At 70.1% G+C, this 14684-nt stretch carries 12 protein-coding genes and 2 pseudogenes; 10 read left to right on the top strand and 4 right to left on the bottom strand.

The window, feature by feature from the left end; all coding sequences use genetic code 11:
- The first annotated feature begins 127 nt into the window (after positions 1-127).
- Positions 128-600: pseudogene (locus G3I77_RS18770) on the top strand (N-acetyltransferase family protein).
- A 155-nt stretch (positions 601-755) separates the two neighbouring features.
- Here G3I77_RS18770 and G3I77_RS18765 read toward each other — a convergent pair.
- Positions 756-1088: a type II toxin-antitoxin system PemK/MazF family toxin gene (locus tag G3I77_RS18765; RefSeq protein WP_248505231.1), complete on the bottom strand. Its 333-nt coding sequence runs from the start codon at positions 1086-1088 to the stop codon at positions 756-758.
- Between the two features lie 167 nt (positions 1089-1255).
- On the opposite strand from G3I77_RS18765, the pseudogene G3I77_RS18760 reads away from it, so the two are divergent.
- A pseudogene (locus tag G3I77_RS18760) lies at positions 1256-1677 on the top strand (transposase); the annotation flags it as partial.
- Positions 1678-2732: 1055 nt separating this feature from the next.
- The gene (locus tag G3I77_RS18755) at positions 2733-2903 is read left to right on the top strand and encodes a hypothetical protein (RefSeq protein WP_248505230.1); all 171 of its coding nucleotides are present in this window, start codon (positions 2733-2735) and stop codon (positions 2901-2903) included.
- Positions 2904-3415: 512 nt separating this feature from the next.
- On the opposite strand, the gene G3I77_RS18750 is transcribed toward G3I77_RS18755, so the two are convergent.
- The gene (locus G3I77_RS18750) at positions 3416-3787 is read right to left on the bottom strand and encodes a hypothetical protein (RefSeq protein WP_248505228.1); all 372 of its coding nucleotides are present in this window, start codon (positions 3785-3787) and stop codon (positions 3416-3418) included.
- A 63-nt stretch (positions 3788-3850) separates the two neighbouring features.
- Here G3I77_RS18750 and G3I77_RS18745 point away from each other — a divergent pair, with 63 nt between their 5' ends.
- The 3 genes from G3I77_RS18745 to G3I77_RS18735 all read left to right on the top strand — a co-directional run bounded on the left by G3I77_RS18745 (position 3851) and on the right by G3I77_RS18735 (position 7727).
- Positions 3851-4975 (top strand): hypothetical protein, encoded by a 1125-nt coding sequence (locus tag G3I77_RS18745; protein ID WP_248505226.1) that lies wholly within the window; start codon positions 3851-3853, stop codon positions 4973-4975.
- 216 nt (positions 4976-5191) lie between these two features.
- Positions 5192-6313 carry a family 43 glycosylhydrolase gene (locus tag G3I77_RS18740; RefSeq protein ID WP_248505224.1) on the top strand — a complete coding sequence of 374 codons (1122 nt, stop codon included), beginning with the start codon at positions 5192-5194 and terminating at the stop codon, positions 6311-6313.
- Between the two features lies 1 nt (position 6314).
- Positions 6315-7727, top strand: a complete 1413-nt coding sequence (locus tag G3I77_RS18735; protein ID WP_248505222.1) for an RICIN domain-containing protein — start codon at positions 6315-6317, stop codon at positions 7725-7727.
- A 6-nt stretch (positions 7728-7733) separates the two neighbouring features.
- On the opposite strand, the gene G3I77_RS18730 is transcribed toward G3I77_RS18735, so the two are convergent.
- Positions 7734-9398, bottom strand: coding sequence for a rhamnogalacturonan lyase B N-terminal domain-containing protein (locus G3I77_RS18730; protein ID WP_248505220.1), 1665 nt, complete (start codon positions 9396-9398; stop codon positions 7734-7736).
- Positions 9399-9592: 194 nt separating this feature from the next.
- Between G3I77_RS18730 and G3I77_RS18725 the strand changes: the two genes are divergently transcribed.
- The 3 genes from G3I77_RS18725 (at position 9593) to G3I77_RS18715 (ending at position 13313) form a co-directional block, all read left to right on the top strand.
- Positions 9593-10636 carry a rhamnogalacturonan acetylesterase gene (locus tag G3I77_RS18725; protein ID WP_248505218.1) on the top strand — a complete coding sequence of 348 codons (1044 nt, stop codon included), beginning with the start codon at positions 9593-9595 and terminating at the stop codon, positions 10634-10636.
- Positions 10637-10731: 95 nt separating this feature from the next.
- Complete coding sequence (locus tag G3I77_RS18720; protein WP_248505216.1) at positions 10732-12414, top strand: DUF2264 domain-containing protein; 1683 nt, start codon at positions 10732-10734, stop codon at positions 12412-12414.
- 77 nt (positions 12415-12491) lie between these two features.
- Positions 12492-13313, top strand: coding sequence for an isocitrate lyase/phosphoenolpyruvate mutase family protein (locus G3I77_RS18715; RefSeq protein WP_248505215.1), 822 nt, complete (start codon positions 12492-12494; stop codon positions 13311-13313).
- On the opposite strand, the gene G3I77_RS18710 is transcribed toward G3I77_RS18715, so the two are convergent.
- Positions 13247-14107: a helix-turn-helix domain-containing protein gene (locus G3I77_RS18710; protein ID WP_248505214.1), complete on the bottom strand. Its 861-nt coding sequence runs from the start codon at positions 14105-14107 to the stop codon at positions 13247-13249. The two genes, G3I77_RS18715 and G3I77_RS18710, sit on opposite strands and share 67 nt — an antisense overlap.
- A gap of 139 nt (positions 14108-14246) precedes the next feature.
- Between G3I77_RS18710 and G3I77_RS18705 the strand changes: the two genes are divergently transcribed.
- Entirely contained in the window at positions 14247-14663 is a 417-nt protein-coding gene (locus G3I77_RS18705; protein WP_248505213.1) for a nuclear transport factor 2 family protein, read from the top strand.
- The last annotated feature ends 21 nt before the right edge of the window (positions 14664-14684 follow it).

The raw sequence follows: 14684 nt of genomic DNA, 5'->3' as shown, positions 1-14684 counted from the left end.
TCGCCCCGAAGTGTGCACGGGAGATGCCCGACAGGGCAGGGTGGGAACAGGCCGCACGGGCCCAGGTTTGCGTCACAACTTGCCCAACCCGTACGGGCCTTCGTCTGTAACGGCCAGGGCTCCTGCCATGATCGTCGGCATGGGCATACAGATCGTGCCGGCCGGGATGGCCGACTTCCACCAGGTCCTGTCCGATCATTCCCGCTACTGGGGCGAACGCGACCTTCGGTCGCTGCACCTTCTGGCACTGGTGCAGGAGTTTGGCTCGACCTGCCTGGTTGCCCGGGCCGAGGACGGAATCCGTGGATACATCTTCGGGTTCGTCACCCCGACGCCACCGGGTACGTGCATCTGATCGCTACGCGGGACGACGCCCGCGGCACCGGTCTCGGACGTCGTCTATATGCGGCGTTCGCTGAGGTCGCAGAACGTCATGGTGCACGGCAGCTGAGGGCGATCACATCAATCAAGAACACCGGCTCGATCGCCTTCCATCGCAGCCTCGGCTTCGACACGAAGACCGTCGACGACTACAACGGCCCCGGCCGAGCCATGGCCGTCTTCCACCGAGTTCTGCCGCTCAACGTCTCCTGGCCCTGACCGACCAGCCGTCACTGGCAATCGCTCCCCAGGCCGTTAGTACTCCAGCCGTAGTTCGTGATCTCGATCGTGAGGGGCGCCGAGGAGGCAGCTGGCAGCGTCGATCATCTGGACGAGGCCGACCACGCCGTCGCGGGCGTCCGTTCCTTCTCCGCCTACCCGAGTCCACCGAGACGGAGGGCGTTCTCGATCTCGTTGAGTTTCGCGGAGGACAGGGCGCCCGCCCGCTCGATCAGGTCGTCCCGGGACACGGTGGTCAGCCACGTGCAAGGGGTAAAGCCCGGACGCGGGAACGCGAACCGAAGCACGCCTTCAAAGGGCAGTCCTTCCACGGCGTCTACTTGCACTTCGACGCCCAGACCGGTGATGTCGACACCCGCCCGAGCGACGACCTGCATCACCCGGATCCCGGACGCGTCGTCTCCCGACAGCAGCACGACCGGCCGCCGCTCGTCGAACTGGACCCACCAGACTTCGCCACGTTGCACATGTCCTCCTGACACAGGACGGCGGGCGGACGCTGCGCGACCCCGACGCGCTGTGGAGACGGGTGCGGCCACCCGTTGATCATCGGTGTGTGAAGACAAACGATCACGCGGTGGCCGCAGGTCACAGCGTAGACCCTGCTCGCTGGCAGGAGGCGTTTGAGGGCCTGATGAGCCGGATAGCGGGACGGTTCACACGGGTCGAAACCCGTTCCGGGTCCGGAAGTTGGTGCTCGGACTGCTGTCGACCTGCCGCGCGAGAACTGCTGGACCATCGCCGAATGGGCCGGGGAGAGAACCCCGGACGGCATGCAGCATCTGCTGGGGCGGGCCAAGTGGGACGCCGACCGGGTCCGCGACGATGTGTGTGACTACGTGGTGGACCACCTGCACGACGACCAGGCGGTACTGGTGGTCGACGAGACCGGGGACGTGAAGAAGGGCACCGGCACGGTCGGCGTCCAGCGCCAGTACACCGGCACCGCGGGCAGGATCGAAAATGCCCAGGTCGCCGTCTACCTGGTCTACGCCGGCCGGCGCGGGCACGCGGCAGTGGACCGGGAACTGTACGTCCCGCGTTCATGGACCACGCCCTGTCAGGAGGTCGACGTCCATGGCCGCGGATCAGATGTCCGTCCTGATCACATCGATCAGGACGCGCAGCCGGTGCACGACGTCCTGGACCTGGCGGCCGGCGCCCCGTGGGGCTACCCGCAGTGGGACGCCGACGACCCGGAAGGCGGGGACGTTCGGATCGCGTCCGTCGGCCAGCTTTCGGTGATCCATCGGGGTTGGACTATCAGTTGGCTAGTGCCCACAGTGATCTGCTCGTCGCGGAGTTGGGCATCTCCCGCGCGCAGGCGTACCGGCGCTCGACGTCACACGTGACCTGGGCGCCATCCAGGCTGCCGTCGCCGTCGGCACCGAGACGTCGAGCGCGCGGCACCGGCCCGGTCGCCACAGCCGCACGGTCATGGCCTGTCCCAGAGCGCCCTGGTTTGAGGGGGCGGCGGCAGGGCTGCCAGTAGCAAGATCACCAGCCGGAGAGCTTTTGGAGGTCAGCAAATTGCACGGAAGGCGCACGCAAGCATGAAGGGGCGCAGTAAAGCACGAGCCTGCGGAGCATGCTTTCCTGCGTGCCGGTCCTCCCGCGGAGACTGTGGCCGGGCCTGTGAGACGCCGTGCTCACGGCCACTGTCCGCGTGTTCCCGCAGCCATGCTTTGGGCTTGCTTCAATATCTTTTTGAATTGACGCATGCGCCACATCTGCATCTGTTCTCACGGCGATATTTAGTAAAGGCCGCTCAAAGCTTCAACTCGCCTATCACAGGGGCATCAGGTGTTCCGGTCCAGCCGGAGCGCATGGTGCGCCCCCTGTCGCCCCACCAGCCATAACGCCCGAACTGTGTGCTTCAGTTGAGAACGCCGGGGCTACGGCGGACACCGCCATGGCTCGGGCGATTGGCAAGAACCCTGCCTGCTTGCAACCTTGCCGGGGATTCAGCAGACAGGGTCCTTTCCTTCGAGCCGCCAAAGGGGCCCACTTATGAAGGTACACATGCACAATGATCACTACATGATCGAAAAATCGGGGGGCGCACAGCGATGAGCCCGCAGCGTCCTCCCGTAACGAACACGGTGAAGATCATGGCCGTGATCGTCGCAGTTCTCATCGGCATCGTCGCTGCGCTCACCGTCGGCATCATCGGGGCAGCAGCCGGCGTCGGCCTCCCCGCCGCTCTGGGCTGGGGCGGCGGCGGCTTCATCGCGGTTGCGCCACTGGTGCTCCGTATCGAGCAGGCACTGGATCTGCTGTGAGGACGGTGGTGTGGGACGCACCTGGGAGCGTCCCACACCACCGCTCGCGCGTACGGATTCCGCGCGCAGCGACGGGACTGCGCGCCCGGTGAAGGGGAGCCCGGCCGACGAGTTCCCTCCATCGTCGCTCGCTCAGCGGCCCAGCCGTGCCATCAGGGCAGGTTTCGTCCCGATTCGGCTCGCCGTCCAAGACACGGCCGCGACCGTCGGGCGAGCCGTACGAAGTAGTCAGGCTCGTGCCGCCGCGAACGAATGCGGTCGTGCCCCTGCAGTCAGACTGCTGTGAAGAGATGCCTGCGACATGCGGATCCCGGTCCATCAGGATCAGAGGTCCCGCTCCAGCCAAGTCCGATAGCCGACGTGGTCCCGAGCTATCGCGCAGTGGAACCAGCCCGCGGAGCTCTCGATGCCCTTCGTCCAAAGCAAGTCGCGGACGGCTCCACAGCCTCGAACGGCCTGCACCACACCTGTCCTGAGGGCCGTAGACGCAGACGTCCAAGTACAAGAATGTCCTACCGCACGTGTGGGAAGACCGTTCCGGCCAGAGTCTCTGCGGCGAGGCGTACAGCGGTCTCCCAGGCCCGAAGGCCTTCAGGGGGCAGATAGTCGAGGTAGTACTCCGGGCCCACGGCCGCCACGAACTCCCGCTCACATTCTGTCAACGCCTCAATCCCCTGCCAGACTCGAGCTGCGGCCTCCTTCGGTGACATGGCGCCGGCGGACAGCTCTGCCGCCAGGTGATGCAGGAGGCAGCGTTCAGCAGTCTCGAAGTCCGGGATCTGGATCCCGAGCTTCTCCATGGCGCTACCAAAGAGCTGGCGGATCTCTGCTGGATGCTCACGCTGGGAACGGCCGGCCAGATCACGCAGCGGCTCAGTGTGCATCAGGCGCACATCCGGCAACGCAACCGCGCCCTTCCCACCGGTCTTCCGGCGATCTGGGCTCGGATGGGGCAGTACGTACGCGCCGAGAACCTCGCCCGCGCACTGACCTATCCCGCCGAGGCGATCGGCCTGCTGGCGGTGGTGGTGGCGCGGGCGGGTGACCAGGAGCGCGCACGGCGGCTCGTCGCCGATGTCGAGCGCATGACCGGCCCCTTCCCCGCCAGAGACCGGGAACTGTGTGCCCTGGCCGAGGCGGCCGGACTCCTGGGCGACGCCGAGCGGGCGGAGAGCCTCGTCCGCGAGCTGGCGAGATCAACCTTCCCGCCAACCGGCTTCATGGACCGGCTGGTCATCGCTATGGCCCGGTCCGGGGCGCCGGACCGGGCGGAGCGCCTGGCGGAGCTCGCCCGCTTTGAGTCCATACGCATCCGGCTACTCGGCGTCCTCGCGGGAGAGGCCGCTCGTGCTGGTGACGGAGCGCACGCTGCCCGGCTGCTGGACGACGCCGAGGAGTACGTCGCACCGTTCCTGGTCCCCTCCAAGTACGCACGAGAGGAGGAGCCTCTCATCCTGGCCCGTCTGGCACGCGACGCGGCGGCGGCAGGCGACCGAGTCCGGGCATTCCGGCTACTGCGCAGGGCCGAGCACTCCGCGGCCGCGGCGCTCGACGGGGACAGCGGCCGAGAGGTGTTTCCCACGAGGCGGGTGGAGATGGCGGCGGAGGCGGTAGCCACTGAGCGGTCCGACCGACTGTTCCACGCCGCGGAGGACTTCGCCCGACGTGTCACCGACCGGCATGTCCGGCAGCGGGTGCTCGGCTACGTTGCCGTCCGCCTCGCCGAAGCGGGCCACCCGGACCGGGTCGAGGCCTTGGCGGGGGACCTCGACGGCATGTGGCCTGTCGAGGCGCTGTGCGCCCTAGCCACCCGAGCCGCGTCGAGCGGGGACCGGTGCCGCGCCGAGCGGCTGCGGCACGCTGCCCTGGGGCACACCCAAGCCCTTTCCGTCCCCGACCGCCGATTCGCACTGCTCGACCTGGTGGACGACCTCGCGGACGCGGCCGGCGAGGCGGACCGGCGCACCGCCCGTCGACTGCTCGCCGAAGCGCTTCCCCTGGCTGACTGGTGTCTGTCCTTGCCGGTGATGACCAAGGCCGCCCCCCGAGGCGGTGGGCGCCGCTGCGGATGAGTATCTGAGGCTGACCGCCCGCGTCCCCGGCGCCTGAACGGCGTTGAAGGGGTTGCGGTTCCAGGACCCGATCTCTTCGTCCCGTCAGACCCGTTGACCTCCTCGTGTCACCCCCTTACCTTTTCGGCGTTCGTAATGACAGATGGTGTTCGAAATTTCAGACGTCGCATCGGACGACAACGCCGTGTGTCCCCAGTGAGAGGCAGGCCCCACCGCATGAGCCGCGACCGCGACCACGCTCTGCCCGAACCCCCCAGCCGCAGACTGCTGCTGAAGGGTGCCGCAGCCGCCGGCGCCCTGGCCGCCGTCCCCGCCCTCCCCGGCGTCGCCGAGGCGGCGCCCCAGGGAGAAACCGCTGCCGGAACACCCGCCAGGCACCCGAAGCCGGCCCCCTTCGTGAACCCGCTCGTCCGCAACCGTGCCGACCCGCACATCCACCGGCACAAGGACGGTTTCTACTACTTCACCGCCACCGCCCCCGAGTACGACCGCATCATCCTGCGCCGCTCCCGCACCCTGAACGGCCTCGGCACGGCGGACGAGTCCGTCATCTGGCGCGCCCATCCCACCGGCCCCATGGGCGCCCACATCTGGGCGCCCGAACTCCACCGCATCGGCGGCAAGTGGTACATCTACTTCGCCTCCGCGCCCGCCGAGGACGTCTGGGCGATCCGCATATGGGTGCTGGAGAACGCCCACCCCAACCCCTTCCAGGGCACCTGGGTGGAGAGGGGCCAGGTCAAGACGGCGTGGGAAACCTTCTCCCTGGACGCCACCACCTTCACCCACCGGGGCAAGCGCTACCTCGCCTGGGCCCAGCACGAGCCCGGCCTGGACAACAACACCGGCATCTTCCTCTCGGAGATGGCGAACCCGTGGACCCTGACAGGCCCGCAGGTACGGCTCTCCACCCCGGAGTACGACTGGGAGTGCATCGGCTTCAAGGTCAACGAGGGCCCCTACGTCCTCAAGCGCAACGGCCGCCTCTTCATGACGTACTCGGCCAGCGCCACCGACTTCAACTACTGCGTGGGCCTGCTGACCGCCGACGCCGACAGTCACCTCCTGGACCCCATGAGCTGGACCAAGTCGCCGACCCCGGTCTTCACCAGCAACGACACCACCAAGCAGTACGGCCCCGGCCACAACTGCTTCACGGTCGCCGAGGACGGCTGTACCGACGTCCTCGTCTACCACGCCCGCCAGTACAAGGAGATCAACGGGGACCCCCTGAACGACCCCAACCGCCACACCCGCGTCCAGAAGCTCGGCTGGAAGCGCGACGGCACCCCCGACTTCGGCGTCCCGGTCGCCGACACGGTGAAGGTGAGTGGATGACATGAGACGTGCGTACGCGATCCTCCTCGCCCTCTGCCTCGGGCTGCTCGGCACCCTCGCCGCCGCCGGGCCCGCCCAGGCCGCGCCCCAGACCGTCCCCAACGGCACCCAGTTCACCGACACCTCGGGCAGCCCCGTCCACGCGCACGGCGGCGGAGTCCTCAAGGTCGGAACCTACTACTACTGGTTCGGCGAGCACCGCAACGCCGACAACACCTTCCGGTACGTCGACGCCTACCGCTCGACCGACCTGAAGAACTGGGAGTTCCGCAACCACGTCCTGACCGAGGCGAGCGACCCGGAGCTCGCGACCGCCAACATCGAGCGGCCGAAGGTCATGTACAACGCCTCCACCGGCACGTTCGTCATGTGGATGCACAAGGAGAACGGCACCGACTACAGCGAGGCCCGCGCGGCCGTCGCCGTCTCCGACACCGTCGACGGCAACTACACCTGGAAGGGCAGCTTCCGGCCGCTCGGACAGCACATGTCCCGCGACATCACGGTCTTCGTCGACACCGACGGCGCCGGCTACATGATCTCCGCCGCCCGCGAGAACTACGACCTCCAGATCTACCGCCTCACCGCCGACTACACCGGCGTCGCGAGCCTGGTCGCCAACCCCTGGCCCGGCGGCCACCGCGAGGCCCCGGCCCTGTTCAAGCGGAACGGCGTGTACTTCATGCTGACCTCGGGCGCCACCGGCTGGAACCCCAACCAGCAGCAGTACGCCACGGCCACCAGCATCGGCGGCCCCTGGTCGGCCATGAAGAACATCGGCGACTCGACGGCGTACGGCTCGCAGACCGCGTTCGTCCTGCCCGTGCAGGGCACCTCGGGCACCTCGTACCTCTACCTGGGCGACCGCTGGGGCAACTCCTTCGGCGGCACCGTCAACGACTCCCGGTACGTGTGGCTGCCGCTGACCTTCTCCAACTCGACCACGATGTCCATGTCCTGGTCGCCCGAGGTCACGATCGACACGGCCGCCGGGACCGTCACCGGCACCAGCGCCACGTACCACACGCTGATCGCCCGCCACTCCTCCAAGTGCGCGGACGTGACGAGCCAGTCGCTCCGGGCGGGCGCCCAGCTCAAGCAGTACGACTGCAACGGCGGCACCAGCCAGAAGTACTGGTTCAAGTCCGTCGGAAGCGGCTACTACCAGCTGATGGTCAGGAACAGCAGCCTGTGCGTGCGGGAGAACGCGAGCACGGTCACGCAGGAGAACTGCGCCTCCTCCGCGACGAGCCAGCAGTGGTCGCTGACCACCACCGGCTCGTACGTGAACGTCAGGTCCCGCGCGAGCGGCGAATGCCTCGACGTGAACGGCGCGTCCACCGCCAACGGTGCCGCGCTCATCACGTACACGTTCAACGGAGGCACCAACCAGCAGTGGACGCGCGGTACCTGACCCGCCTCAGGCCAGCAGGTCGATCGCGTCGACCGCCGTCCCCGCGCTGAGGAACCCGCTCGCCCCCGACCCGCTCACCACGTCGATCCTGAGCACGTTGTACTGACTCGTGTCCGTCCTCCAGGCGGACGCCGGGACGCTGTACGTGAACGTGTGGTTGTTGCCCCGGTAGGAACCGTTGGTCAGCGACCGGGTGTTCGGCTGGGTGGGCGGGGACGGGATCGCCGAGGTCCAGGTGTCGTTGACGGTGACCTGGGGCCGGCCGTTCGCGTAGGCCGTCGTCACCCCGATGCGCAGGGTGTGCGCGGCGGCCGCCTGGGCCGCCGTCAGCCGGAAGTACACCAGGATCCCGCTGTTGACGTCCTTCCACAGGTAGCAGGGGAAGGCCGCCGTCTCGCCGCTGCCGATCACCACGTTCCCGGTCCAGGTCGCGGCCCGCACGTCCGACGGGTGCGCGTACGTCATCAGGTCCGCGTTCTTGAACCCGCCCGGCGTGCCGTTCCAGTCGCCGATCCGCCAGATCGCACCCGCGTTCGACGGGTCGTTGGAGGACGGTATCGCGAGCGTGTTCAGAGTCGTCGTACCGCCCGCCGACACGCTCACCGACGTGGTGTACACCGCCAGTTCGCCCTTGAAGACGGTCAGCGTGTACGTCCCCGGCAGCACACCGGAGAGGGAGAAGAAGCCGTCCGAGGAGCGCGCCGAACCCCAGTACTGCGCCGTCGAGTTGGCGATCCCGACGGTGTACGGGTACGCCGTGTTCCGCCCGGAGATCCCCACGCCCGCCACCTTGCCCCGGCCGCTCGCCGGCACGTACCCCGCGATGCCGAGCGAGTCGGCCCACGGTGTGGTCAGCGTGCCCGCGTACAGCGCCGAGGAGGGTGCCCCGCCGTCCGTGAAGGCGATGACGTACGGCCCCTGGAGGCCGAAGCGCTGCGCCTCGGTCTGGTTCTGGCCGTAGTAGAGGATCTCGTAGAGGCCGCCGCCGTCCGCGCTCTGGTGGCGCAGCAGGGAGCGGTAGAAGGGGCCACCGGAGGCCTTCTCGTGGTTGCTGCGCACCATCCACAGGCCGACGCCGCCGGCGGACCAGCCGACGTAGTCGTAGTCCATGACGCGCCGCTTGGAGTAGTGCTTGGAGCGGGTCTGGCCGTCGGACTTCCGGAAGACGTCGGAGGCCTCGATGGTGGTGGGCGCGTAGGTGTAGGAGTCGGGCTCGTCGTTGAGGAAGGCGCCCTTCTTCACGCGCACGATGTACCGGGTCGCGGAGACGGACGCGTCGGCCTTGTTCGTCCACAGATAGACGTTGTTCTCGCCGCTGCGGGCCGCGTAGTAGTGCTTCAGCGTGCCGTGCGTGACGGAGATCAGGATCGTCGAACCGGACTGCTTGATGCTCACGGTGGAGGCGCCGAGGCCGGACTCGATGTGCGAGTTCATACCGCCGTAGCCCTGGTACTCCGTGCCCCGGTAGACCAGGGAGGTCAGATCGCCGGTGGACTTGCTGACCTTGAAGACGAGCTGGGCGCCGGTGTCGACGACGTAGTGCGAGCCGTCGTCGGAGTAGCCGAAACCGGCGGCGTGCGCCGTGCGGGTGAGGGCCGCGCCGACGGCACCGGCGGTGGCGGCGAGGACGACGGTGCGGCGGCCGACCGGTCTGTTCGTGGCTCCGGGCATGGGGGGGGGTGCCTCCTGCGAGAGGTGGGGGGAGTGCGGTGGGAGCGAGGGTGACAGTTGAATCGATTTCGCGAAAGGGCTTTCGCTCATGTTCGGACGGAGATCCGGTGAATGCTGCTCGGGGTCTAGAAAGCGCTTGTCCTGAGCGGTACGGTCCCCCTCCAGGTCTTGTCGTGTGCTGGGAGGAGCCCGGAGTGAGACGTTTCAGCATCGCCGTCGTGGCGGCGGTGACCCTGGGTACCGCGTTGTCGTCCGTACCCGCCCACGCGGGCGGGGGGAGCGGAGGCCGGGGCCTCGCCCACTGCACCGCCGGCACCTGTCACTTCGACGTCCCGCCGGGCACGTACGACGTACGGGTCACCCTCGGCGGGGAGGCGGCGTCCGGCACGAGCATCAGCGGCGAGACGCGCCGCGCCCTCCTCCCCGAGACGGCGGCCCCGGCCGGCGAACGCGTCACCCGCAGCTTCACCGTGAACGTCCGCACCCCCGAGGGCGAGCCCACCGGACCCGAGGGAACCCCCGGCCTCGACCTGCGGATCGGCGGAACCGCCCCCGCCCTGGCCGGCATCAAGGTCACACCCGCCCGGCACGCCCGTCAGATCTTCCTGGTCGGCGACTCCACCGTCTGCGACCAGCCCGGCGACCCCTACTCCGGCTGGGGCCAGCAACTGCCCCAGTACCTCCGCCAGGGCGTCTCCGTCGCCAACTACGCCGATTCCGGCGAGAGTACGGTCACGTATCTGGGGAACCCGAAGCTGTGGGCCACCGTACGGCCCCTGATCCGCCCCGGCGATCTGGTCCTGGTCCAGCTCGCCCACAACGACAAGACCACGGACGAGGCCACCTACCGGGCCAACCTGGAGACCCTGGTGGCGGCCGTCCGGGAGCGGGGCGGACAGCCGGTCCTTGTCACTCCCATCGTGCGGCGCTGGTTCAACCCCGACGGCACGCTGAACAACGGAACCGCGCTCCTGGTCAACGGCCTCGGTGTCGACCACCCGGCCGTCACCCGCTCGGTCGCGGCGGCGCGGGACGTCCCGCTGATCGACCTCACGGCGAAGACCAAGGCTCTCGTGGAGTCCCTCGGCGTGGAAGGCTCCAAGGCGCTGTACCTCTCCAACGAGGCGCGGGACAACACGCACACCTCGGTGCGCGGTGCGACGGCCTACGCGGGCCTCGTCCGCGACGAACTCGTCACCCGGCATCTGGTGCCGAAGGGCAAGGTGCGGGTGGGATGAACCCCTGGGGCGCCCCGACCGGAACCGGGGCGCTCCAGGTCTGATCCGTCCCGAGTCCGATCCGTTCCGACCGGCCCGAGCACGAAAGACAACCGATGCAGCTGCCTCCCGCCGACCGCACGACGTCCCCGTTCACCGGCTACACCCGCGCCCACTGGGAGGCGGCGGCCGGCTCCCTGCTCACCGCCGTCGAGCCGTACGCCACCGAGGACCGCGCGCTCTACCACCTGCCCGGCGGCCGGGCCGGCTGGTCGGGCCGCCTCTCCGACGGCCTGGAGGGCTACGCCCGCACCCTGCTGCTCGCCGCCTTCCGCCGCGACGAGAAGGCCCTGGAGCGCTACGCGACCGGACTCGCCGCCGGCGTCTCGGGCGTCTGGCCCCGCATCGAGGACCGCAGCCAGCCGCTGGTGGAGGCGGCGTCCATCGCCCTGGCCCTCCGCCTCACGCGGGACCTGCTCTGGGACCGCCTGGACGAGGGCGTACGCCAGCGGGCGGCCGCATGGCTGGCCGACGCCCTCACGGCCGAGCCCTGGCCCTGCAACTGGGAGCTGTTCCCCGTCACCGTGGGCGGCTTCCTGGCCGAGATCGGCCACGAGCCGGACGCCTCCCGCGCCGCGATCGACCGCGGCCTGGAACGCATCGAGCAGTGGTACGTCGGGGACGGCTGGTACACCGACGGCGACGGCCGCAAGTACGACTACTACAACGGCTGGGCGATGCACCTCTACCCGGTGCTGCACGCCTGGCTGGAGCAGGACGAGCGGCTGCTGGCGCTGTACGGCGACCGCCTCTCCCGGCACCTGGCCGACTACGCCCGCCTGTTCGGCGGCGACGGCGCCCCCCTGCACCAGGGCCGCTCCCTGACGTACCGCTTCGCGACCACGGCCCCGCTGTGGCTGGGCGCGCTGACCGGCCGTACGCCCCTGACCCCCGGCGGGACCAGGCGGCTCGCCTCGGGCGCGCTGAAGTACTTCCTGGACCGGGGCGCGGTGGACGACCGGGGCCTGCTCTCCCTCGGCTGGCACGGCCCCGACGAGTCCGTGCTGCAGGGCTATTCGGGCCCGGCCTCCCCGTACTGGGCGAGCAAGGGCTTCCTCGGCCTGCTCCTGCCCCCGGACCACGAGGTCTGGACGGCACGGGAGGAAGCCGCCCCCGCCGAACGCGTGGACTCCGTCACCCCCGTCGGTCCGCCCAACTGGCTTCTGCAGTCCACCCGTTCCGACGGCGTGGTCCGACTCCACAACCACGGCAGCGAGGACGTCCGCTACGACCCGTACTACACGCGGCTGGCGTACTCCACCGTGACGAGACCCGTGGACTCCTACGACAACAGCGTCCTCGTCGGCGGCGACCCGAGCCGCACCGGCATCGAGCCGCTCGGTGCGGGCGAAGGCTGGGCGGCGTCGCGGCACACGGCGGGCGGGGGAGCGCGGGTGACGAGTGTGGTGCTGGCGCGCGGGGCGGCGGAGGTGCGTGCGCATCTGGTCGCGGGGGCGGAGCCGGGGACGGCGGTCCGGGTGACCGGCTGGACCGCACCGGACGGCACCCGGGCGGAACTGCTGCCCGCCGTCGGCCTCGACGACGACCTCACCGGCGTCACCACCGGGGACTCCACCCTGTTCGTCGCCCTGGCCAGGCTCACCGCCGAGGCGGATCCCGCTCCGCTGGCGGAAACCGTCGCCGTGACCGCTTCCGGCGCGGGGGAGCTGACGGTCCGCTGGAGCGAGGGGCCCGCGGTACGGGTCCGGCTGGACGGGTCCGGTGTGAACGTCGACTGACCCCTCTCACCAACGGGTTCGCCGACGGGCGCCGTACTTCGGTCCGCGCCGAAGCGAGCCGGGTCTAGCGTGGCGGCATGACCGCAGACCCGCAGCAGAGGCCGCCCGGCCGGGCCGGTACCGCCTTCGCCGGCCTCCACCGCGCCGAGGAGCCCCTGCTCCTGCCCAACGCCTGGGATCACGCCTCCGCCCGGGCCCTCGCGGAGCAGGGGTTCCGGGCTGTCGGGACGACGAGCCTGGGCGTCGCCGCGGCCGCCGGTCTGCCCGACGGGGCGGCGGCGACCCGGGAGGAGACGCTGCGGCTGGCCCTGGCCCTGGGGGCCGAGCCGTTTCTGCTGTCCGTCGACGCCGAGGGCGGATTCAGCGACGACCCGGACGAGGTGGCGGAGTTCGCACGGGAGCTTGCCGCGGCCGGAGCGGTCGGCATCAACCTCGAGGACGCTCTCGGGCCGGCCGCCCGGCACGCGGCGAAGATCGCGGCGGTCAAGCGGGCCGCTCCCGGCCTGTTCGTCAACGCCCGTACCGACACCCACTGGCTGGGCGACGGCGACGGCACCCTCGCGCGGCTCGACGCCTACCGGCAGGCGGGCGCGGACGGGGTGTTCGTCCCCGGCCTCTGCGACCTGCGGGGGATCGAGACCCTGGTGCGTCACCTGGACGCGCCCCTCAACATCCTCTACTCGCCCGGCGGCCCGCCCGTCCGCCACCTCGCCGACGTCGGCGTACGCCGCATCAGCCTGGGCTCGCTGCTGTACCGGCGGGCGCTGGGCGCGGCCCTGGAGACGGTGGCGGACCTCCGCGCGGGCCGGACACCGACGGGTGCGGCACCGTCCTACGACGACGTGGCGGGGCTCGCCGCGCCGGGCCGCGCTCCCGGCCGGGGTCCTGCGCGGGAGTGAATCTGGGCGGCGGCCGCGCGCATCGTGGCCGCCGTGCGCGGGTCCGCCGGGAAGAACGTCTCGATGGCGATCTCGTCGAGCGTGACGTCCCGGGGCGAACCGAACACCGTCGTGGTGTACAGCAGCGCCAGCTCGCCGTACTCGGTCGACAGGAGCAGCGGGACCACGAGGTCGTCCCCCGGCCCCTTCGAGGAGACCTCGCCGGTGTCTCCCGCAGGGGCGCGATAGCCCTCCAGCTCCGCGAGCAGTTCCGCCAGGCCGGCGGCCGACGTCCGATCCAACTGGCGGCGGACCCGGCGCAGCACGTGCGCACGCCATTGCGTGAGGTTCCGGATGCGTCCGGCCAGGCCGTCGGGGTGCAGGGTCGCCCTCAGCACGTTGAACGGCGGCCCCGCCGGCTCTCCCGCCACGTCGCCGAGAAACAGCCCCATGGCACGGTTCGCGGCCAGCAACTCCCAGCGCACGTTGACGGCGAGAGCCGGGTTCGGTTCGTGCCCGGCCAGGACGGCCTCCACCGCGGCGCGCGCCGCGCCCAGATCGGCGAGAGCACGCTCGGCGTGCACCGGCGCGAACCCCGCCGCCAGATAGAGCGCGTTGCGTTCCCGCAGCGGCACGTCCAGCTCGTCGCACAGCCGCCCGATCATGTCCCGGCTCGGGTTCGCGCGCCCCGTCTCGATGCAGCTCAGATGCCGGGTGGACAGCTCGGCGGCGAGCGACACGTCGAGCTGTGAGCGGCGGCGACGCTCGCGCCAGCGCCGCACCAGCACCCCGACCGGCTCGGTGGTGGTCGTCATGGGCTCCAGGCTGCCCGGCCGCGCGTACGACGGCAATGACCTCGCAGGTCATCGACAGGCCTCGCCGGCGGCCCCAGAGTCGAAAGCCGGAACCACAACGCGTGGCGCCGTGAGGCACCGGACGGAAGGGACACCAGTCATGACCGAAACGACAGCGCGGTCCGAGCACCTCGTCGAGCGGCAGCTCGACCGGTACGTGCGGTTCTGGAACGCCGGCACCGAGCAGGAGCAGCGCGAACTCGCGGCAGCGACCTTCACCGACGGCGTCGAGTACCGCGCGGAGATCGGAATCCTCAACGGGGCACAGGCGTTGATGGACTTCCGGAACCAGTTCGTCGCCCACATGGGCACGGCCGCGCTCCGCCTGCGGGAGCAGCCCCAGGTCCACCACCACCGCGCCAGGCTCCGGTGGCAGATCCTGACCGAGGACGGCGCCGGCGCGCCCTTCGCCACCGGGACCGATGTGATCCGGCTCGACGAGGACGGCATGATCGACTCCGTCACCGCCTTCCTCGACCGGGCGCCCGCGGGTTTCGACCCCGAGGCGCACCACTAGAACGCACCACCGGGGGCAGGC

The sequence above is a fragment of the Streptomyces sp. D2-8 genome (genome assembly GCF_023184515.1).
Lineage (GTDB): Bacteria > Actinomycetota > Actinomycetes > Streptomycetales > Streptomycetaceae > Streptomyces.
Note: the sequence above shows the minus strand (reverse complement) of the source record. Positions and strands in the feature narration are given on the sequence as shown.

Excerpts from the sequence above, each read along its gene's own strand:
- G3I77_RS18745 (WP_248505226.1), top strand. The coding sequence starts at position 3,851 with ATGGGGCAGTACGTACGCGCCGAGAACCTCGCCCGCGCACTGACCTAT.
- G3I77_RS18715 (WP_248505215.1), top strand. The coding sequence starts at position 12,492 with ATGACCGCAGACCCGCAGCAGAGGCCGCCCGGCCGGGCCGGTACCGCC.
- G3I77_RS18720 (WP_248505216.1), top strand. The coding sequence starts at position 10,732 with ATGCAGCTGCCTCCCGCCGACCGCACGACGTCCCCGTTCACCGGCTAC.
- G3I77_RS18705 (WP_248505213.1), top strand. The coding sequence starts at position 14,247 with ATGACCGAAACGACAGCGCGGTCCGAGCACCTCGTCGAGCGGCAGCTC.
- G3I77_RS18730 (WP_248505220.1), bottom strand. The coding sequence starts at position 9,398 with ATGCCCGGAGCCACGAACAGACCGGTCGGCCGCCGCACCGTCGTCCTC.
- G3I77_RS18755 (WP_248505230.1), top strand. The coding sequence starts at position 2,733 with ATGGCCGTGATCGTCGCAGTTCTCATCGGCATCGTCGCTGCGCTCACC.
- G3I77_RS18735 (WP_248505222.1), top strand. The coding sequence starts at position 6,315 with ATGAGACGTGCGTACGCGATCCTCCTCGCCCTCTGCCTCGGGCTGCTC.
- G3I77_RS18740 (WP_248505224.1), top strand. The coding sequence starts at position 5,192 with ATGAGCCGCGACCGCGACCACGCTCTGCCCGAACCCCCCAGCCGCAGA.
- G3I77_RS18710 (WP_248505214.1), bottom strand. The coding sequence starts at position 14,107 with ATGACGACCACCACCGAGCCGGTCGGGGTGCTGGTGCGGCGCTGGCGC.
- G3I77_RS18750 (WP_248505228.1), bottom strand. The coding sequence starts at position 3,787 with ATGCACACTGAGCCGCTGCGTGATCTGGCCGGCCGTTCCCAGCGTGAG.